Origin of the sequence: Kitasatospora sp. NPDC059160 (assembly GCF_042755465.1) — a bacterium.
In the GTDB taxonomy this organism is placed as follows: domain Bacteria; phylum Actinomycetota; class Actinomycetes; order Streptomycetales; family Streptomycetaceae; genus Kitasatospora.
In genome coordinates this window covers 29,072-46,360 of record NZ_JBHZCN010000012.1, presented here as the reverse complement: position 1 = coordinate 46,360, position 17,289 = coordinate 29,072, and the positions used below count along the sequence as shown (strand labels likewise).

Here is a 17,289-nt window from a genome sequence, read left to right as displayed (position 1 = left end):
TCCCAACTCCCTTGATGTTGCGCTCATATGACATGCGCATGGGCCAGTTTCGGCGCACCCGGGCGGTTACTCCCTCCGGCCCAGGGGCATCCATTCCGGTATGACCTGGATGCCCGATCGCGACGACGCCCCGCGCGGCCGACGCCACAACAGTCCCCAGCGCCCCGCACACCTCCCGGACCGGGCGGAGGACCTCGGCTTCGAGGGCCTCGACCGCCGCCAGCGCGGGGCGCAGCGGCAGCTGGGCATCCCGCGCATCCTCGGCCGGCGCGCCCGGTGGGTGGGCGCACGGCTGCGGCGCGAGACCTGAGGCCCCGCGCCGCTTCCGGCCGCCGTTCAGTTCACGCTCTGCGGCTGATTCACGTTCTGCGGCTAGTTGGCGTTCTGCGCCTAGTTCACGATCTGCGGTGACAGCGCCGTGAACCAGAGCAGCACGAAGGTCGCCACCGACATGATCGGCACCAGCACCTTGGTCTCGACGTTGTTGCCGCTGCGCTTGATCAGCACGATCTCGTAGCGCTCCTTGTGCGGCCACAGCAGCGGCGCGCCCTTCTTGGTCAGGCAGTCGCCCAGCAGGTGCGCCAGCGTGCCCAGCCCGACCGCGTACGGCAGCCAGCCGGGCGCGTTGGGCATCCAGGTGTTCATCCCGAAGGTGCCGAGCGCGGCCAGGCCGATGACGGTGATCCACGCCTCCGGGCCGTTGCTCGGCGGGCAGAGCCGCAGCGCCTTGACCGCCAGTGCCAGCAGGAAGAACGTCACCGTGAGGGTGAAGTAGCGGCCCAGGAAGGTGACGCCGGCCCAGGTGCCGCCGCCCATCAGCGCCACGAACAGCAGCGAGTGGGTGGCGTGCCGGTGCCCGCCGGAGGCCCAGGCCACGAAGCGGCAGAGCGCCTTGGAGAGCGGGCCGAGGAAGTTGGCGATCGAACCGTCGTGGTGGTCGAGGTCCGGCAGCAGTGCCGCGCCCGCGCACAGCACCGTGCCCATCAGTATGTCCGCCGGCTGCAGCGTGGTGTGCAGCAGCAGCGGGGGCAGGAACGGGGCCGAGGCCGCGTACAGCATCGCCCCGCTCACCGCGTGCGAATGACCCATCATCGGACTACCACGACCTCCCGTTGACTCACTCCGGGACGGCAACCCGGTTGAGCCGAACGGGTGAGCGCCGCCGAGGCTACCAGGGCGGCCTGACGGTACGACGGATCCCGCACCGGCGGGCCCCGCGGTTTCGGGGCGCGGTCTCAGAGCGCGCAGCCCTGGGTGTCCACCCGGCCGCTCGCGGTGCTGCCCGCCGTCGCGTCCTCGCGCACCTCGGCCGAGGTCAGCACGTACCCGGTGTCGGCGCTGTCCAGGGACTTGGCGAAGACCACGCCGTACACCTGGCCGTCCGGGGTGAGCAGCGGGCCGCCGCTGTTGCCCTGGCGGACCAGCGAGCGCACCGAGTAGACGTCGCGCACCACCTGGCCGCGGTGGTAGATGTCCGGGCCGTTGGCCTGGATCCGGCCGCGGATGCGGGCGGGCTGGACGTTGAAGGCGCCGTTCTCGGGGAAGCCCGCGACGATCGCGCTGTCGTTGGTCCTCGCCTCGCCCGCGAAGGTCAGTGCGGGCGCGTTGAGCTTGGGCACGTCCAGGACGGCGATGTCGCGCTGCCAGTCGTAGCGGACCACCGTGGCGTCGTACAGCTGGCCGACGCCGCCGATCTGCACGGTCGGCTCGTCGACGCCGCCCACCACGTGGGCGTTGGTCATCACCCGGTGCGGGGCGAAGACGAAGCCGCTGCCCTCCAGGGTCTTGCCGCAGGAGGTCGCGGTGCCGACCACCTTGACCAGGCTCTGCCGCGCCCGGGCCACCGCCGGGCTGTTGGCCAGCGCCGGGTCCGGGGTGTCGACCTGGGTGATCGGCTCGTGCTCGAAGGGGTTGAAGACCTGCGGGAAGCCGTTGCGGGCGAGCACCTTGGAGAAGTCGGAGAACCAGTTCGGCGCGTCACCCGGCAGCGCCTCCTGGACGCCGCTGAGGATCGCCGAGGAGCGGACCTGCTTGGAGACCGTCGGCAGGGACGTGCCGGCCAGCGCGGAGCCGATCAGCCAGGCGACCAGCAGCATCGAGATCACGTTGACCACCGCGCCGCCGGACGCGTCCAGCACCCGGGCCGGACGGCGGTCGATGTGGCCGCGCAGCTTCCAGCCGTAGTGCGCGGTGACCGCCTGGCCGATCGCGGCGCAGACGATCACCACCACCACGGCCACCACCGAGGCCGTGGTGCCGGGGCTGAGGTGGTCGAGCAGCAGCGGCAGCAGCTGGACGGCCAGCAGGCCGCCGCCGAGGAAGCCGACCAGCGACAGGACGCCCACCACGAAGCCCTGCCGGTAGCCCGAAATGGCGAATCCGACGGCGGCGAGGACCAGCAGCACATCCAGCACGTTCACTCCGACACCCTCCCACGCTTCGCGACCGTGCCGCGCCGACGGTCCGTCACGAACCGTCGGCGCCGCCGCCCGGCAGGACCCGGGAGTGCTCGAGGTCGCCCTGGACGAGCGCCAGGGCGTCGTCCGAGAGGTCGACGACCCGGGACGGGTCCCACGGCCGCTCCAGCCCGCTGTGGTGCAGCACCCGGTCGATCACCCCGGCGGTGAACCCCCAGACCAGCCGCCCGGCCACCGCGAAGGCCGGCCCGACGTGCCCGGACGGGTGCCGCAGCCGGACCCGGTTCGCCGGGTCGGCGAGGTCGGCGATCGTCACCCGGAACACCGCGCCGGTCTCGCCCCGGTCCACCGGCCGCACCGGCGACTCCTCGCGCCACCAGCCCAGCACCGGGGTGACCACGAAGCGGCTCACCGGGATGTACAGCCGGGGCAGCGCGGCGAAGACCTGCACCCCGGCCGGGTCCAGGCCGGTCTCCTCCCAGGCCTCGCGCAGCGCCGCCGCGATCGGGCCGGAGCCGTCCGGGTCGCCGTCCTCCGGGTCCAGCGCGCCGCCCGGGAAGGACGGCTGGCCGGCGTGCGAGCGCAGCGAGCGGGCCCGCTCGATCAGCAGCAGGTCCGGCCCGTCGGGGCCCTCGCCGAACAGCATCAGCACCGCCGCCGCCCGACCGCCCTCGCTCGGCGGCAGGAAGCGGCTCAGCTGCTCCGGCAGCACCCGCTCGGCCGCGTCCCGGACCGGCTCCAGCCAGCCCGGCAGGTCGTTCCGCTCGACAACACCCTCGGTCACGCTTCCACCCCCTGGTCCGCGACCCGCCCCTGGTGGGCGGTCGCGTCGGCGCGGGCGGCAGCCTCGCCGGGGAAGTCCGACGGCGGCCTGAGCCGCTGGCCGGGCTGGCCGCCCATCTCGTACTTGAGCAGCTTGCGGGCCTTCTCCGGATCCAGCTCGCCCTCCCCGTACGCGGGGCAGAGCGGCGCGATCGGGCAGGCCCCGCAGGCGGGCTTCTGGGAGTGGCAGATCCGCCGGCCGTGGAAGACCACGCGGTGCGACAGCATCGTCCACTCCGACTTCGGGAAGATCTCGGCGACGGCCAGCTCGACCTTCACCGGGTCGTCCTCGGTGGTCCAGCCGAACCGGCGGGCCAGCCGCCCGAAGTGGGTGTCCACGGTGATCCCGGGGACTCCGAAGGCGTTGCCGAGCACCACGTTGGCGGTCTTGCGACCGACCCCGGGCAGGGTCACCAGGTCGGCCAGCCGACCCGGGACCTCACCGCCGAACTCGTCGCGCAGCGCGGTCGAGAGGCCGATCAGCGACTTCGCCTTGTTCCGGAAGAAACCGGTCGGGCGGATGATCTCCTCCAGCTCCTCCGGGTTCGCCGCCGCCATGTCCTCGGGCGTCGGGTACTTCGCGAACAGCGCCGGGGTGGTCTGGTTCACCCGCAGGTCGGTGGTCTGCGCCGACAGCACGGTGGCCACCAGCAGCTGGAACGGGTTCTCGAAGTCCAGCTCCGGGTGGGCGTACGGGTACAGCTCCGCCAGCTCGCGGTTGATCCGCCGGGCCCGCCGCACCATCGCCAGGTGCGACTCGGGCTTCCTCGGCCTCACCGCCGTCTTCGCGGCCGCCGTCTTCTTCGCGGCCGTCTTCTCGGCCACCGTCTTCTTCGCGGCCGTCTTCGCAGCGGGCTCCGCCGCCGGCTTGGTCGCGGTCTTCCGGGCCTTGCTCTCTGCCATGCACGAAGGCTACGCCGAGCGGCGGACCGCTTGGGGCGGATCAAGGAGGAAGAGCGGACGGCCGTGCTCCGGGTCGGCCGAGGACGTGGCGGGCGGGTGCCGGCGCGTACGGGCGCGGACGGGCGCCAGGGTTCCGGTGCTCCGTCGACCGGCCCGTTCTAGTCTTCCGATCGTCCGACCATCGAGGGAACGATCGAGGAAAGAGGAAGCATGGACGGGGACTTCAAGGACTTCGCGGACATTCCCACCACCACCCTGGCCGACGTCCTGGGCCGCGCCCGGGTCATGGACATCGGACTGCGTCCGCTGTGGGCGGGCATGCCCCGGGTGGCCGGGCCGGCCTTCACCGTGCAGTGCCCGCCCGGCGACAACCTGATGCTGCACGCCGCGATCTACCGGGCCGAGCCCGGCGCGGTGATCGTGGTGGAGTCCGGCGACCTGGACTACGCGCTGGCCGGCGGCAACGTCTGCGCGGTGGCCCAGCGCCGGGGCGTCGCCGCCTTCGTGACCGACGGCCTGATCCGGGATCTCGCCGAGGTCCGCGACCTGGGCTTCCCGGTGGTCGCCCGGGGCGTCATCCCGATCCCCGGCGCCAAGAAGCAGCTGGGCGCCCACGGCGTCCCGGTGCGCTGCGGCGGCGTGCTGGTGGCTCCCGGCGACATCGTGGTGGCCGACGAGGAGGGCGTCGTGGCGGTGCCCGCCGCCGAGCGGACGGCGGTCCTGGAGGCGGCCCGGGCCAAGCTGGCCAAGGAGGCCGCCGAGACCCTGGACGACTGGGAGGCCGCCCACCGCGCCCGGATCGAGCAGAGCCTGGCCGGGCTGGGCTGGGCTTCACGGGCTGAGCTCTCACAGAGCCTGTAGGCCGGTACGGGCTGTACGGCCCGTACGGCCCGTACGGCCCGTACGGCCCGTACCGACCGGTAGCGGGTCAGTAGAGCCCGTTCAGCTCCCCGAAGCCGAGCGCCCCGTCGAGCTCCGCCAGCGTCCCGGCGCCGAGCAGCTCGACGGCGGCCCGGTGGGCCACCGTGTACGCGGCCTGGGCGAGGCCGGTGCCGACGCTGATCCGCCGTACCCCGGTGGCGGCCAGCTCGGCGACGGCCGGCCCGCCCGGCCCGGCCATCGCGTTCACCGGCAGCGGGGAGCGCCGGCACAGCTCGGTGAGGGTGTCGAGGTCCAGCAGCCCGGGGACGAACAGGCCGTCGGCGCCCGCCTGCGCGTAGGCCTCGGCCCGGTCCAGGACGTCGTCGAGCCCGCCCAGTCCGAACAGGAAGACGTCGGTCCGGGCGTTGACCAGCAGCTCGGGCAGTCCGGCCGCCGCGGCCGCCGTCCGGGCCGCGCGCAGCCGCTCGGCCTGCTCGGCCACCGGGAACAGCGGCCCGCCGACGGCCGTCGAGTCCTCCAGGTTGACCCCGGCCGCGCCGGCGCCGACCAGTTCGGTGACGGTCGCGGCCACGTCGGCGGGCAGCGGCCCGTAGCCGCCCTCGGCATCGACGGTGACCGGCAGGTCCACCGCGGCGACGACCCGGCGGGCCGCCGCGACCGCTGCCGCCCGGTCCATCCGCTGGCCGTCGCCGTGTCCGAGCGACCAGGAGACGCCGCCGCTGGTGGTGGCGATGGCCCGGGCGCCGGCCGAGGCGATCACCGCGGCGCTGCCCGCGTCCCAGGCGTTGGGCAGGACGAGCACGCCCTCCGCGAGGAGTTCGCGCAGCCGCAGCGCCCGCTCGCGGGCCTCGGGGATGGTGGACATGGTGGTCACCGGCTTTCGTACGGATCGGTGGGAACACAGGCATCCTGCGCCCCGCTCCGGGCCCGCCACCAGTGATTAAGCTGGGGCCGAATCTTCCGAAGGGAGCCACGGCGTGCGGACGGAACTCCACTTCTCCACCCAGGACTTGGCGCTGACCCGGTTCGCGGTCAGCCCGATGCAGGAGGTGGTGACCAGCCTGCGCGCCCTGGCCCGCTCCCCCGTCCCCGCGCTGCACCGCCGCTGGGCCGGCCAGGTGCGCGGACGGCTGGTCGCCGCCGGACTCGACCGGGGACGACTGGCCGCGATGGTCCCGCCCGAGGGCCACCTGCCCGACTTCCTCAACCCCGCCCCGGCGGGTTGCTCGACCACCCTCGCCGAGGAGCTGGCCGCGATCACCGCGACCGGCGCCGGGCAGGTCCGCGCCGACCTCGACATCCTGGCCGCCGAGGCCGGCGGCAGGCTGCCCGCCGGCCTGGAACCGCTGCACCGCGACCCGGCGGGCCAGCTGCCCCGGCTGGCCGCCGAGATCGAGGCGTACTGGGAGCTGGCGCTCGCCCCGTACTGGGCCCGGATCAGCGCGCTGCTGGCCGCGGACGTCTTCCACCGCTCCCGGCAGGCCGCCGAGCACGGCAGCGCGCGGATGCTGGACGACCTGCACGGGACGGTCCGCTGGGACGGCACCGCACTGCGGCTGGAGGACCGCCACTGCGCGGTGAACCGGCTGAACGCCGCGGCCGGACTGCTGCTGGTCCCCTCGGCCTTCGCCTGGCCGCGGGTGCTCACCCGGGTGCTGCCGCCGGACCCGCCGCAGCTGGTCTACCCGGCGCGCGGCACGGCCGCGCTCTGGGAGGAGCGCCCGGGCTCGGCCGCGCGCACCGACGCGCTGGCCGCCGTCCTCGGCCGCTCCCGGGCCCGGCTGCTGGCCGAACTGGACTCCCCGGCCTCGACCACCGAGCTGGCCCGCCGGACCGGACTGTCCCCGGCCGCGGTCTCCCAGCACCTCACCGCCCTGCGTACGGCCGGCCTGACCAGCGCCCACCGGGCCGGGCACGCCGTCCTCTCCGCCCGCACCGCCGTGGGCGACTCCCTCTTCGATCAGGACGGTCGGGAAGGCGACCGGACGGCCGCCGCCGGGCGCCCCGCCCCGTGACCCGCCGGTACGAATGGCCCCGCACGGCACACCCGGACACACCCCCTCCTCATATGATCGGAGCGACATGCGCCATGCTTGGTGATGCAGAACACTGAACGGAACTTGCGCCGGACGGCCCACCCGCCGGACGGCCGAGAAGGAGGAAGCACGTGGACGACGTTCTGCGGCGCGCCGCACTCTTCGCGGCACTCGACGACGAACAGGCCGGCGAGCTGCGCGCTTCCATGACCGAGGTCACCCTCGCCCGTGGTGAGTCGCTGTTCCACGAGGGCGACCCGGGCGACCGGCTGTACGTCGTCGCCGAGGGCAAGGTCAAGCTGCACCGTGCCTCGCCGGACGGCCGCGAGAACATGCTGGCCGTGCTCGGCCCCAGCGAGATGATCGGCGAGCTGTCGCTGTTCGACCCGGGCCCGCGCACCGCCACCGCCAGCGCGCTGACCGAGGTCAAGCTGCTCGGCCTCGGCCACGGCGACCTGCAGCCCTGGCTGCACGCCCGCCCCGAGGTCTCCATCGCGCTGCTGCGGGCCATCGCCCGCCGACTGCGCCGGACCAACGACGTGATGTCCGACCTGGTCTTCTCCGACGTGCCCGGGCGTGTCGCCAAGGCCCTGCTGGACCTCTCCCGCCGCTTCGGCGTGCAGTCCGAGGAGGGCATCCACGTCGCCCACGACCTCACCCAGGAGGAGCTGGCCCAGCTGGTCGGCGCCTCCCGCGAGACGGTCAACAAGGCGCTCGCCGACTTCGCCGGCCGCGGCTGGTTGAAGCTGGAGGCACGCGCGGTGGTCCTGCTGGACGTCGAGCGGCTGTCGCGCCGCTCGCGCTGACGCTCCGAGCACCGCGAAGGGCCCGTCCGAGCCGGACGGGCCCTTCGGCGTTCCCCGACCGGTCCGGGACCGGTCCGGGGCCGGTGAGGTCCCGGACCGGGGTCAGCCCTGGTCCGGGATCAGCCCGTGGTCCTCCAGGTACTCCAGCTGGGCCCGCACCGACAGCTCGGCGGCCGGCCAGAGCGCCCGGTCCACGTCCGCGTAGACCCGGGCGACCACCTCGGCGGCCGTCCGGCAGCCCGCCTCGACCGCGGTCTCCACCTGGGCGAGCCGGGTGGCCCGGTGCGCCAGGTAGTAGTCGACCGCGCCCAGCGCGTCCGCGAGCACCGGCCCGTGGCCGGGCAGCACCGTCCGCACGCCGTGCGCGGAGGCCATCGTGTGCAGGTGGCGCAGCGAGTCCAGGTAGTCCCCGAGCCGGCCGTCCGGGTGGGCGACCATCGTGGTGCCACGGCCGAGCACGGTGTCCCCGGTGAGGACCGCGCCGTCGTCCGGCAGGTGGAAGGTCAGCGAGTCCGAGGTGTGGCCGGGGGTGGCGACCACCCGCAGGTCGAGGCCGCCGACGTCCAGCCGCTGGCCGCCGACCAGGCCCTCGGAGCCCAGCCGGTGCGCCGGGTCCAGGGCCCGCACCTCGGTGCCGGTCAGCTCGGCGAACCGGGCCGCGCCCTCGGAGTGGTCGGCGTGGCCGTGGGTCAGCAGGGTGAGCGCGATCCGCTTGCCGCGCTCCTCGGCGAGGTCGAGCACCCGGCGCAGGTGGCCCTCGTGCAGCGGGCCGGGGTCGATCACCACCGCGAGGTCCGAGCCGGGCTCGGAGAGCAGCCAGGTGTTGGTGCCGTCCAGGGTCATCGGCGACGGGTTCGGCGCCAGCACGCACAGCGCCCGGGCGGTGGCCTCCCCGCCCACCACCGCGGCGGGGTCGCCCGGCAGGACTCCGCTCATGCCGCCACGCGCCCCTCGACGATCCGCCCGCTCCGCCCGCTCACCGGTTGCCCTCCAGGCCGCGGTGCAGGGCCCGCAGCGGCAGGGCCCGGACGAGGGCGCGCTGGGCGACCTCGACGAACGGGACCGGACCGTCACAGGCCGCGGAACGGGGGATCACTCGGCGGGCGGGCAGCTCGGGGGCCGTCCGGCGAGCCACATCGTCGTGGTCCATCGGTCGTCGGTCCTTTCCGGTCGGCGTCTCTCGAAGTCGTCGTGCAACGGTTCGTACCAGGGGTCGTACGAGGGTCGTACGAGGGGTTCGTACAACGGTTGGTACGAGGGGGTCCGTACGGAGGGGTCCTCGTACGGAGGGGGGTCAGGATTCCTCGGCGGGGAACTCCCCGTCGATGGTCAGTTCGTCGTACCCGGGCCAGCGGACCGTCATCCGGTCGCCGCGGACCTCGGCCCGGCCCAGCACCGGCTCCAGCACCCGGTCGGCGGCCGCGTCCAGTGCCTCGGCGGCGGTCCGCACCGACGACAGCTCCCGCAGCACCGTGACCGTCGGCGGCAGCATGCCGAACCGGCCCTCCCGGTGCCCCCGGACCGCCTCGGCGGGCGTCAGCCAGGCGACCCGGTCGGCCTCGCCGACCTCCAGCGCCGCGCGCTGCCCGGCCGGCAGGGCGGCGACGAAGAACCAGGTGTCGTAGCGCCGCTCCTCGAACTCCGGGGTGATCCAGCGGGCCCAGCCGCCCAGCAGGTCACTGCGCAGCACCAGGCCGTGGTCCCGCAGGAACTCGGCGAAGGACAGCTCGTGCGCCTCCAGCGCGGCCCGCTCCGCGGACCAGTCGCGCGGCGCGGCGACGCTCTCCGGGTCCGGTCCGGCCAACAGCACGCCGGCCTCCTCGAAGGTCTCGCGCACCGCCGCGCAGACCACCGCCCGCGCCGTCCGGGCGTCCACCCCGAGCCGCTGCGCCCACTCCTCGGGCGAGGGCCCGGCCCAGCCGGTCTCGACCTCGGCGTCCCGCGGGTCCACCCCGCCGCCCGGGTAGGCGTACATCCCGGCCGCGAAGGCCATCGAGGTGCGGCGGCGCAGCAGGTAGGCCTCCGGCCCGTCGGCGGCGTCGCGCAGCAGCACGACCGTCGCGGCGGGTCTGGCCACCGCCGGGGTGAGCAGGCCGGAGTCGACCGCCCGGATCCGGGCAGGCCAGCCGGGCGGCATCGGGAGCGTCGTTGCTCGATGGTCCATGCCCGGATGCTAAGCGCACGAAGGCGGGGTTGGACAGGCCCGACCCCGCCTTCGTGATCACGCTCGGGGTCAGGCGCTCTTGACGCGCACCTGGAGCTCGACCTCGACCGGGGCGTCCAGCGGCAGCACCGCGACGCCGACGGCGCTGCGGGCGTGCACACCGGCCTCGCCCAGCACGGTGCCGAGCAGTTCGCTGGCACCGTTGATCACGGCGGGCTGGCCGATGAAGTCGGGGGCGGAGGCGACGAAGCCGACCACCTTCACGACCTGCTCGATCAGGTCCAGGTCGCCGATCACCGACTTCACGGCGGCCAGGGCGTTCAGCGCGCAGGTCTGCGCGAGCTCCTTGGCCTCCTCCGGGGACACCTCGGCACCGACCTTGCCGGTGCTCACCAGCTTGCCGCCGACGACCGGCAGCTGGCCGGAGGTGAACACGAACTCACCGGACCGGACGGCCGGCACGTAGGCGGCGACCGGGGCGGCCACCGGCGGCAGGGTCAGGCCCAGCTCGGCGAGCTTCGACTCGACCTTGCTCATGCGTTCTTCTCCCGCTTGAAGTAGGCCACCAGCTGCTCCGGGTTCGGGCCGGGCACGACCTGGACCAGCTCCCAGCCGTCCTCGCCGAAGTTGTCCAGGATCTGCTTGGTGGCGTGCACCAGCAGGGGCGCCGTCATGTATTCCCACTTGGTCATGGCCAGACTCTAGACGAGGTGTCCCGGCGATCGCCGCCGCCCGGGCCGCCGTACGGGCCGCCGCGCAGCCGCCGTACGGGCCGCCGTACGGGCCCTCGCCGACCGGCGTGTGAGGTGGAGCACAAAGGGGGCATGATTCAGTCCTGGCACCCCAGGTGCTCCGGGCATCGGGAGCGCTCCCTGGTTACCCTCGCGAGAGGGCGTCCTCGCGAGGGGGCACCCGCAGGGAGGGGCGTCCGTACGGAGCGGCACCCTCGTGGAGGGGCGCCCTCGTCCGCGAGCGGCCCCCTCGGCAGGGGCACCCCGCAGGAGGGGCGCCCGCAGGGACGGAGACGGACGGAGACGCAGCGTGGCACGCACCCCCGGCCAGGCGACCCGGCGCGACCCCGACTGGGAGGGGGTCCGGCTGCACGTGGTCAGCGGCAAGGGCGGCACCGGGAAGACCACGCTGGCCGCCGCGCTGGCGCTGGCCCTGGCCGCCGACGGCGGTCGGGTGCTGCTGATCGAGGTCGAGGGGCGGCAGGGCATCGCCGAGCTGTTCGGGATCGCCGCCCTCCCCTACGAGGAGCGCCGGATCGCCTCGGTCTCCCGCCCCCAACTGGGGCTGCCGGCCGGCGAGGGCGGGCCCGGCGAGGTGCTCGCACTGGCGATCGACACCGAGCTGGCGCTGCTCGAGTACCTGGAGATGTTCTACAAGCTCGGCCGGGCCGGCAAGGCGCTGCAGAAGGTCGGCTTCGTCGACTTCGCCACCACCATCGCCCCCGGCGTACGGGACGTGCTGCTCACCGGCAAGGCCTGCGAGGCGGCCCGCCGCAAGGGCCCGGACGGGCGGCGGCGCTACGACGCGGTGGTGATGGACGCCCCGCCGACCGGGCGGATCACCCGGTTCCTGAACGTCAACTCCGAGGTCGCCGGGCTGGCCCGGATCGGCCCGATACACACCCAGGCGCAGGCCGTGATGCGGGTGCTGCGGTCCCCGGAGACGGCGGTGCACCTGGTCACCCTGCTGGAGGAGATGCCGGTGCAGGAGACGGTCGACGGCTTCGCGGAACTGCGCGAGGCGAAGCTCCCGGTGGGCGGGGTGATGGTCAACATGGTCCGGCCCCCGCTGCTGGACGCGGCCGCGGTGGCCGCGGTGGACGGGGACCACCGCGAGGAGGTCGCGCTGGCGCTCGGCGAGGCCGGGCTGGGCGGGCGCTCGCGCAAGGCGGAGACGGTCCGGGCGGCGGTCGAGCCGCTGATCGACCCGCTGCTGGAGCAGGCCAGGGAGCACGCCGAGCGGGTCGAACTGGAGCGCGCGCAGCGGGCCGACCTGCAGCAGCTGCGGCTCCCGACGTACGAACTCCCCTTGCTGGGCGAGGGCGTGGACCTCGGCGGGCTGTACCGGCTGGCGGGCGAACTCAAGCGGCAGGGGGCGGCGTGACTCCGGCGAACGGCGGCAGCGGTGGCGGCAGCGAGGGCCGGGGTGGTGGTGGCGTCGGCCGGGGTGGTGGTGGCGTCGGCCGGGGTGGCAACGGCGGGAACCGGCTCGCGGTGGACGAGCTGATCGACGACCCGAAGACCCGGATCATCGTCTGCTGCGGCTCCGGCGGCGTCGGCAAGACCACCACCGCCGCGGCGATCGGCCTGCGGGCCGCCGAGCGCGGCCGCAAGGTCGTGGTGCTGACCATCGACCCGGCCCGGCGGCTGGCCCAGTCCATGGGTCTGACCGAGCTGGACAACACCCCCCGGGTGGTCAAGGGGGTGGCCGGGGACGGCCGGCTCCACGCCATGATGCTCGACATGAAGCGGACCTTCGACGAGGTCGTGCTGGCCCACGCCGAGCCCGAACGGGCCAAGGCGATCATGGAGAACCCGTTCTACCAGTCCCTGTCGGCCGGTTTCGCGGGCACGCAGGAGTACATGGCGATGGAGAAACTCGGGCAGCTGCGCGCCGCCGAGGAGTGGGACCTCATCGTCGTGGACACCCCGCCGTCCCGCTCGGCACTGGACTTCCTGGACGCCCCCAACCGGCTCGGGTCCTTCCTGGACGGCCGGGTGATCCGGATCCTGACCGCGCCCGCCAAGGTCGGCGGCCGCAGCGCGATGCGCTTCCTCAACGCCGGGATGGGCCTACTCACCGGCACCCTGGGCAAGATCTTCGGCGCCCAGCTGCTCACCGACGTACAGACCTTCGTCAGCGCGATGGACTCGATGTTCGGCGGCTTCCGCGAGCGCGCCGACCGCACCTACCAGCTGTTGAAGGCGCCGGGCACGGCGTTCCTGGTGGTGGCGGCGCCGGAGCGGGACGCGCTGCGCGAGGCGGCGTACTTCGTGGACCGGCTCGCCGCGGACCGGATGCCGCTGGCCGGACTGGTGCTCAACCGGGTGCACAGCACGGGCGCGCCGCAGCTCACCGCGGAGCGGGCGCTGGCGGCGGCCGAGGCCCTGGAGGAGAACGGCTCGGAGCACTCCTCGCCAGAGGCGGAGCTGCTGGCGGCCGGACTGCTGCGGCTGCACGCCGAGCGGATGCAGATCATGGGGCGCGAGCGGCGGACCCGGGACCGGTTCGTCTCGGTGTACCCGGACGTGCCGATCGTGGAGGTGGCCGCGCTGCCGGGTGACGTCCACGACCTGGACGGGCTGCGGGCCATCGGGGGCCGGCTCAGCGGCGCGGCGTAGTCCGGGCCGGGGCCGGTGGGGGCCGGCTGGTGGCGCGACGCAGTCCGGGCGCGGCGCAGTCCGGGCCGGGTGGGGGCCTGGCCGGGTAAGGGTCGGTCCGAGTGGTCCGGGCACTCCGGCCGGGTGGTCCGGGCCGGAACGGGGGGAGCCCCGGACCGCGAGGTGCGGCCCGGGTCAGCCCGCCTGGGCGTAGTCCGTCAGTATCACGCCGGTCGCGAGGGACTCCTCGTACTCGGTGCGGGCGGTCTCCAGCAGCCTCCGCCACGACATGACCGTCGGGCGGCGGCGCAGCAGCGCCCGGCGCTCGCGTTCCGTCATCCCGCCCCACACCCCGAACTCCACCCGGTTGTCCAGCGCGTCCGCGAGGCACTCCGTCCGGACGGGGCACCCACTGCACACCGCCTTCGCCCGGTTCTGTGCCGCCCCCTGGACGAACAGTTCGTCCGGATCACTCGTGCGGCAGGCGGCCTGCGCACTCCAGTCGTCAACCCAGCCCATGCCGGCGCCGTCCTCTCCCGATGATTCGAGGCTCCCCCACGGCGGCAACGGCATATTCACCGTTGCCAGTTGAGGACGTTACGGAAGATGGACTGCTTGCAACAGCCCCTTCGGGCTCAATCTCGAATGACCCGATCGGACTATGGGTATCTGTCATCTCACTCGTTGGAGTGATCGCAGGTCGCGGCACTTGCGAGCCGTGAGGCCCCCACTCTCGCCACAGGCGCCGTCACGCAGCGCAACCGTTCACTCGAACACAACAGGCCACAGCTGCCTCAAAACCCGGACAAGGGTGAGCAATTCGGGCAAGTCTCCGCACTCACAAGAGTGAGCGATGTTGACGCACCGAAGCTGTCGCAAGCTTGTGACAAGCCTAGGCGAACACCTGCCCCGATGTACGGGATTCGGGGACGTAGGGTTCTCCCCATGGCACCGAAGCGCCCATCGGCACCCCAGCCCCCAGGCAATCCCGGAGCTCCGCGACGCAAGAGCGGCGGATCACCGATGGACCACGTCGGCAACGGCGTGAAGTTCCTGGGCGTCAGCGTGCTCTCCGGAGTCCTGCTGGCAGGCCTCGCCCTGCCTGCCGTCGGTGCCATGGGCCTGACCGCCAAGGACACGGCGGAGAGCTTCCAGAACATCCCCGACGACTTCAAGACCCCGCCGCTCACCCAGGCGACCCAGATCTTCGACGCCAAGGGCGGCCTGATCGCCAAGGTCTACGAGCGCGACCGCACCGTCCTCACCGCCGACCAGATGTCGCCCTTCATGCGGCACGCCCAGGTGGACATCGAGGACGCCCGCTTCTACGAGCACGGCGCCGTCGACCTCAAGGGCGTCCTGCGCGCCGTCGGCAAGAACGCGGAGAGCGGCACCGCCTCCCAGGGCGCCTCCACGCTGACCCAGCAGTACGTCAAGAACGTCAACGTGGAGAAGGCCGGCGACGACCAGGCGGCCGTCCTGGAGGCGCAGCGCAAGACCCTGGGCCGCAAGATCCAGGAGCTCAAGGTCGCGATCAAGCTGGAGGAGGACCTGACCAAGGATCAGATCCTCACCAACTACCTCAACATCACCTTCTACGGCCACCAGGCCTACGGGGTCGAGGCCGCGTCCCAGCGCTACTTCAGCAAGAGCAACAAGGACCTGACCGTCGCCGAGGCCGCCACCCTCGCCGGCGTGGTCCAGAACCCGTCGCAGTACGACCCGGTGCGCTACCCCGACAACACGGTGAAGCGCCGCAACGTCGTCATCGACAAGATGCTGGAGAACAAGCACATCACCCCCCAGCAGGCGGCCGAGGCGAAGGCCGCCCCGCTGGGTCTCAAGTACAAGGACCCGCAGAACGGCTGCATCACCGCCCAGGCGGGCATGGGCTTCTTCTGCGACTACGTGCGCCACGTGGTCAAGCAGGACCCGGCCTTCGGCAAGAACGCCGACGACCGCAAGAAGCTGTGGGACACCGGCGGCCTGAACATCTACACCACGCTGGACCCGGACAAGCAGGCCGCCGCCCAGAACGCCGTCACCAAGAAGGTCAACGTGACCGACCAGGTGTCGGCCGCGGCGACCATGATGGAGCCCGGCACCGGCAAGATCCTGGCGATGGCCCAGACCCGCCCGTACGGCCTGGACCCGAACAAGAACCAGACCGTCGTCAACCTCAACGTCGACGCCTCGATGGGCGGCGGCAACGGCTTCCAGACCGGTTCGACCTTCAAGCCGATCCTCGCCGCGGCGGCGCTGGAGGCGGGGATGTCGAACACCCAGTCGTTCCCGTCCGAGAACAAGATCGACTACCCCCAGATGTCGACCTGTAACAGCACCTGGAAGAACACCGACAAGCCCAAGGCCACGGTGAAGAACGAGTCGACCGGCGAGGTCGGCCCGTACGAGCTCAAGCAGGCCATGGCGCTCTCGGTCAACACGTACTTCGTGCAGATGGAGCAGCAGGTCGGCCTCTGCGCGATGAAGCAGATGGCCAACAAGCTGGGCATCACCCAGTCGGCGAAGGGCGACCAGTTCCAGGAGGTGCCCTCGATGGTCCTCGGCACCCTGGAGCTCTCCCCGCTGACCATGGCGAACGTCTACGCGACCTTCGCCGCCCGCGGCAAGTACTGCACCCCGATCGCGATCAACAAGATCACCACGGTGGACGGCAAGGACCTCAAGGTCCCGCAGTCCCAGTGCAGCCAGGCCTTCTCCGAGTCGACCGCGGACTCGCTCAACACCGTCCTGCTCAACGTGACCGAGAAGGGCACCGCGGCCGCCCTCGGCCTCGACGACGGCCGCAAGATCGCCGGCAAGACCGGTACCACCGACGAGAAGAAGGCCGCCTGGTTCGACGGCTACACCCCGTCGCTGGCCACCGCGGTCTGGCTCGGCGGCCCCGCCGGCGGCGTCAAGATGAAGAACATCAACATCGGCGGCAAGCACTTCGACGAGGTGTTCGGCGCCGACGGCCCCGGCCCGATCTGGCAGATGGCCATGAACCAGGCGCTCAAGGGCTCGCCGCTGGAGTCCATCCAGACCACCAACATCCCGGACCCCCAGCCGGCCACCCCGCCGGCGGGCGCCAGCCCGACGACCGACCCGAACGCCCAGCAGCCGGGCGCCCAGAACCCGCCGCCGCCCGCACCGGGCGGCGGGAACCCCGGCAACCCCGGTGGGGTGATAGGGGGAGGGTTCACCCTCCCGCCGGGCATGATCGGCGGGGGCGGTAACGGCAATGGCAACGGCGGCAGGCACTGACCGACCCGGCACCGCCCGGTACGACGGCGAAGGGGCGCCCTCCGAATCTTCCGGAGGGCGCCCCTTCGCCGTGTCGGTGTCGGCGGTACGGCCGTCACTGCGGCGGCAGCGGCGACGGTGACGGCGGCGGCGGTGACGGCGGCGGTGACGTGCAGCTCAGAGCAGCGCGGCCTTCACCGCGGCCGCCACCCGGCCGCCCTCGGCCAGACCGTCCACCTTCGGCTTCACCAGCTTCATCACGGCGCCCATCGCCTGCGGACCGCTCGCCCCGCTCTCGGCCACGGCGGCGGCCACGATCGCGGCCAGCTCCTCGTCCGAGAGCTGCTTCGGCAGGTAACCCGCCAGCACCTCGCCCTCGGCGCGCTCGCGCGCGGCCTGCTCCACCCGGCCGGCCTGGTCGAAGGCCTCGGCCGCCTCGCGGCGCTTCTTCGCCTCGCGGGTGATCACCTTCAGCACCTCGGCGTCGGACAGCTCGCGCTTCTCCTTGCCCGCCACCTCCTCGCTGGTGACGGCGGAAAGCGTGAGCCGGATGGTGGACGAGTGCAACTCGTCCCGGTCCTTGATGGCAGCCGTGAGGTCCTCCTGCAGCTGCGCCTTGAGCGTCGTCATGGGCCCGAGTCTCCCACCTGGGGCGTTCCGTCGCTTGCCATTAACGACTGC

General features: G+C 73.1%; 19 protein-coding genes. 7 read left to right on the top strand and 12 right to left on the bottom strand.

Features of this window, described 5'->3' with window-relative positions; all coding sequences use genetic code 11:
* Positions 1 to 109: 109 nt before the first annotated feature.
* Complete coding sequence (locus ACFXOZ_RS07485) at positions 110 to 310, top strand: hypothetical protein (RefSeq protein WP_375887616.1); 201 nt, start codon at positions 110 to 112, stop codon at positions 308 to 310.
* Positions 311 to 390: 80 nt separating this feature from the next.
* On the opposite strand, the gene ACFXOZ_RS07480 is transcribed toward ACFXOZ_RS07485, so the two are convergent.
* The 4 genes from ACFXOZ_RS07480 to nth form a co-directional block, all read right to left on the bottom strand.
* Entirely contained in the window at positions 391 to 1,092 is a 702-nt protein-coding gene (locus ACFXOZ_RS07480) for a metal-dependent hydrolase (protein WP_375887618.1), read from the bottom strand.
* 143 nt (positions 1,093 to 1,235) lie between these two features.
* Entirely contained in the window at positions 1,236 to 2,420 is a 1,185-nt protein-coding gene (locus ACFXOZ_RS07475; protein ID WP_375887619.1) for a MarP family serine protease, read from the bottom strand.
* Positions 2,421 to 2,466: 46 nt separating this feature from the next.
* Positions 2,467 to 3,201 (bottom strand): NUDIX hydrolase, encoded by a 735-nt coding sequence (locus tag ACFXOZ_RS07470; protein WP_375887621.1) that lies wholly within the window; start codon positions 3,199 to 3,201, stop codon positions 2,467 to 2,469.
* Positions 3,198 to 4,142 (bottom strand): endonuclease III, encoded by a 945-nt coding sequence (nth, locus tag ACFXOZ_RS07465; protein WP_380588272.1) that lies wholly within the window; start codon positions 4,140 to 4,142, stop codon positions 3,198 to 3,200. The genes ACFXOZ_RS07470 and nth overlap by 4 nt, the downstream gene beginning before the upstream one ends.
* 210 nt (positions 4,143 to 4,352) lie before the next feature.
* Here nth and ACFXOZ_RS07460 point away from each other — a divergent pair, with 210 nt between their 5' ends.
* Complete coding sequence (locus tag ACFXOZ_RS07460) at positions 4,353 to 5,003, top strand: RraA family protein (RefSeq protein ID WP_380588269.1); 651 nt, start codon at positions 4,353 to 4,355, stop codon at positions 5,001 to 5,003.
* Positions 5,004 to 5,070: 67 nt separating this feature from the next.
* On the opposite strand, the gene ACFXOZ_RS07455 is transcribed toward ACFXOZ_RS07460, so the two are convergent.
* Positions 5,071 to 5,889 (bottom strand): isocitrate lyase/phosphoenolpyruvate mutase family protein, encoded by an 819-nt coding sequence (locus tag ACFXOZ_RS07455; RefSeq protein WP_380527164.1) that lies wholly within the window; start codon positions 5,887 to 5,889, stop codon positions 5,071 to 5,073.
* Positions 5,890 to 6,001: 112 nt separating this feature from the next.
* On the opposite strand from ACFXOZ_RS07455, the gene ACFXOZ_RS07450 reads away from it, so the two are divergent.
* Positions 6,002 to 7,039 carry a DUF5937 family protein gene (locus ACFXOZ_RS07450; RefSeq protein ID WP_380527166.1) on the top strand — a complete coding sequence of 346 codons (1,038 nt, stop codon included), beginning with the start codon at positions 6,002 to 6,004 and terminating at the stop codon, positions 7,037 to 7,039.
* 152 nt (positions 7,040 to 7,191) lie between these two features.
* Positions 7,192 to 7,866 (top strand): Crp/Fnr family transcriptional regulator, encoded by a 675-nt coding sequence (locus ACFXOZ_RS07445; protein ID WP_030288117.1) that lies wholly within the window; start codon positions 7,192 to 7,194, stop codon positions 7,864 to 7,866.
* Positions 7,867 to 7,968: 102 nt separating this feature from the next.
* On the opposite strand, the gene ACFXOZ_RS07440 is transcribed toward ACFXOZ_RS07445, so the two are convergent.
* From ACFXOZ_RS07440 to ACFXOZ_RS07420, 5 genes are all read right to left on the bottom strand, one after another.
* Positions 7,969 to 8,802, bottom strand: a complete 834-nt coding sequence (locus ACFXOZ_RS07440; protein ID WP_375887634.1) for an MBL fold metallo-hydrolase — start codon at positions 8,800 to 8,802, stop codon at positions 7,969 to 7,971.
* A gap of 40 nt (positions 8,803 to 8,842) precedes the next feature.
* A complete protein-coding gene (locus ACFXOZ_RS07435; RefSeq protein WP_375887636.1) occupies positions 8,843 to 9,016 on the bottom strand; it encodes a hypothetical protein in 174 nt (57 codons plus the stop codon).
* A gap of 144 nt (positions 9,017 to 9,160) precedes the next feature.
* On the bottom strand, positions 9,161 to 10,030 hold the full coding sequence (locus tag ACFXOZ_RS07430; RefSeq protein WP_380527169.1) for an NUDIX hydrolase: 870 nt from the start codon (positions 10,028 to 10,030) through the stop codon (positions 9,161 to 9,163).
* A 69-nt stretch (positions 10,031 to 10,099) separates the two neighbouring features.
* A complete protein-coding gene (locus ACFXOZ_RS07425) occupies positions 10,100 to 10,567 on the bottom strand; it encodes a RidA family protein (protein WP_360227042.1) in 468 nt (155 codons plus the stop codon).
* Entirely contained in the window at positions 10,564 to 10,722 is a 159-nt protein-coding gene (locus tag ACFXOZ_RS07420; protein ID WP_094743074.1) for a DUF4177 domain-containing protein, read from the bottom strand. Before ACFXOZ_RS07420 ends, ACFXOZ_RS07425 begins: the two co-directional genes overlap by 4 nt.
* A 349-nt stretch (positions 10,723 to 11,071) precedes the next feature.
* Between ACFXOZ_RS07420 and ACFXOZ_RS07415 the strand changes: the two genes are divergently transcribed.
* Both ACFXOZ_RS07415 and ACFXOZ_RS07410 read left to right on the top strand, forming a co-directional pair.
* Positions 11,072 to 12,145: an ArsA-related P-loop ATPase gene (locus ACFXOZ_RS07415; protein WP_380588266.1), complete on the top strand. Its 1,074-nt coding sequence runs from the start codon at positions 11,072 to 11,074 to the stop codon at positions 12,143 to 12,145.
* The gene (locus ACFXOZ_RS07410; protein WP_380588263.1) at positions 12,142 to 13,383 is read left to right on the top strand and encodes an ArsA family ATPase; all 1,242 of its coding nucleotides are present in this window, start codon (positions 12,142 to 12,144) and stop codon (positions 13,381 to 13,383) included. The genes ACFXOZ_RS07415 and ACFXOZ_RS07410 overlap by 4 nt, the downstream gene beginning before the upstream one ends.
* Positions 13,384 to 13,557: 174 nt before the next feature.
* Here the strand turns inward: ACFXOZ_RS07410 and ACFXOZ_RS07405 are convergent, their stop codons facing one another.
* Complete coding sequence (locus tag ACFXOZ_RS07405) at positions 13,558 to 13,881, bottom strand: WhiB family transcriptional regulator (protein WP_033333275.1); 324 nt, start codon at positions 13,879 to 13,881, stop codon at positions 13,558 to 13,560.
* 504 nt (positions 13,882 to 14,385) lie between these two features.
* Here ACFXOZ_RS07405 and ACFXOZ_RS07400 point away from each other — a divergent pair.
* Positions 14,386 to 16,629: a transglycosylase domain-containing protein gene (locus ACFXOZ_RS07400; RefSeq protein ID WP_380588260.1), complete on the top strand. Its 2,244-nt coding sequence runs from the start codon at positions 14,386 to 14,388 to the stop codon at positions 16,627 to 16,629.
* Positions 16,630 to 16,785: 156 nt separating this feature from the next.
* On the opposite strand, the gene ACFXOZ_RS07395 is transcribed toward ACFXOZ_RS07400, so the two are convergent.
* The gene (locus tag ACFXOZ_RS07395) at positions 16,786 to 17,238 is read right to left on the bottom strand and encodes a GatB/YqeY domain-containing protein (RefSeq protein ID WP_375887651.1); all 453 of its coding nucleotides are present in this window, start codon (positions 17,236 to 17,238) and stop codon (positions 16,786 to 16,788) included.
* Between the last annotated feature and the right edge of the window lie 51 nt (positions 17,239 to 17,289).

What these genes read in the sequence shown, in the direction of transcription:
- nth (WP_380588272.1), bottom strand. Translation starts at nt 4,142, where the DNA reads ATGGCAGAGAGCAAGGCCCGGAAGACCGCGACCAAGCCGGCGGCGGAG.
- ACFXOZ_RS07480 (WP_375887618.1), bottom strand. Translation starts at nt 1,092, where the DNA reads ATGATGGGTCATTCGCACGCGGTGAGCGGGGCGATGCTGTACGCGGCC.
- ACFXOZ_RS07395 (WP_375887651.1), bottom strand. Translation starts at nt 17,238, where the DNA reads ATGACGACGCTCAAGGCGCAGCTGCAGGAGGACCTCACGGCTGCCATC.
- ACFXOZ_RS07455 (WP_380527164.1), bottom strand. Translation starts at nt 5,889, where the DNA reads ATGTCCACCATCCCCGAGGCCCGCGAGCGGGCGCTGCGGCTGCGCGAA.
- ACFXOZ_RS07425 (WP_360227042.1), bottom strand. Translation starts at nt 10,567, where the DNA reads ATGAGCAAGGTCGAGTCGAAGCTCGCCGAGCTGGGCCTGACCCTGCCG.
- ACFXOZ_RS07485 (WP_375887616.1), top strand. Translation starts at nt 110, where the DNA reads ATGCCCGATCGCGACGACGCCCCGCGCGGCCGACGCCACAACAGTCCC.
- ACFXOZ_RS07420 (WP_094743074.1), bottom strand. Translation starts at nt 10,722, where the DNA reads ATGACCAAGTGGGAATACATGACGGCGCCCCTGCTGGTGCACGCCACC.
- ACFXOZ_RS07435 (WP_375887636.1), bottom strand. Translation starts at nt 9,016, where the DNA reads ATGGACCACGACGATGTGGCTCGCCGGACGGCCCCCGAGCTGCCCGCC.
- ACFXOZ_RS07440 (WP_375887634.1), bottom strand. Translation starts at nt 8,802, where the DNA reads ATGAGCGGAGTCCTGCCGGGCGACCCCGCCGCGGTGGTGGGCGGGGAG.
- ACFXOZ_RS07430 (WP_380527169.1), bottom strand. Translation starts at nt 10,030, where the DNA reads ATGGACCATCGAGCAACGACGCTCCCGATGCCGCCCGGCTGGCCTGCC.
- ACFXOZ_RS07460 (WP_380588269.1), top strand. Translation starts at nt 4,353, where the DNA reads ATGGACGGGGACTTCAAGGACTTCGCGGACATTCCCACCACCACCCTG.
- ACFXOZ_RS07400 (WP_380588260.1), top strand. Translation starts at nt 14,386, where the DNA reads ATGGACCACGTCGGCAACGGCGTGAAGTTCCTGGGCGTCAGCGTGCTC.
- ACFXOZ_RS07405 (WP_033333275.1), bottom strand. Translation starts at nt 13,881, where the DNA reads ATGGGCTGGGTTGACGACTGGAGTGCGCAGGCCGCCTGCCGCACGAGT.